This is a genomic window from Arthrobacter ipis (assembly GCF_014694315.1).
In the GTDB taxonomy this organism is placed as follows: Bacteria; Actinomycetota; Actinomycetes; order Actinomycetales; family Micrococcaceae; genus Arthrobacter; species Arthrobacter ipis.
The window spans coordinates 217,324-217,846 of the sequence record NZ_JAAOXD010000007.1; the positions used below are offsets into that span (position 1 = coordinate 217,324).

Genomic DNA, 523 nt, shown 5'->3' on the forward strand with positions numbered 1-523 from the left:
ACCGCCTCCACCATCCGCAAAATCGCCTGCGACGCCGACATCATCCCCGTCCTCCTCGGCTCCGAAGGACGCATCCTCGACATCGGCCGCACCACCCGCATCTTCCCGCCCCACATCCGCAAAGCCCTCAACGCCCGCGACCAAGGCTGCGCGTTCCCCAACTGCACCATCCCCGCATCCTGGTGCGAAGCCCACCACATCACCTACTGGTCCAGAGGCGGACCAACCAGCACCGACAACGGCGTCCTCCTCTGCACCCACCACCACCATCTGATCCACAAAGAACAGTGGAAAATTCACGTCAAAAACGGCATCCCCTGGTTCATACCCCCACCCCACATCGACCCACGCCAACGGCCCCGACAAAACCACCACCACAAAACATGAACCCGCCTGAGCTGGGGTTGCCCGCAAGTCGTGGACAGTTGATCAGGCGGCTTGTGCCGGCTGAGGTTGTGACGCCGAGAGCAGCAGTTCGTGCTCGACCGGGGTGTTGTAGCCCAGGGCTGAGTGGAGCCGAGTT

1 protein-coding gene is annotated in these 523 nt (G+C 62.7%); it reads left to right on the plus strand.

The features are described from left to right. A partial coding sequence (locus G9E11_RS16000) for an HNH endonuclease signature motif containing protein (RefSeq protein ID WP_190608354.1) occupies positions 1 to 387 on the plus strand: 387 nt, incomplete at its 5' end. Positions 388 to 523: the final 136 nt, after the last annotated feature.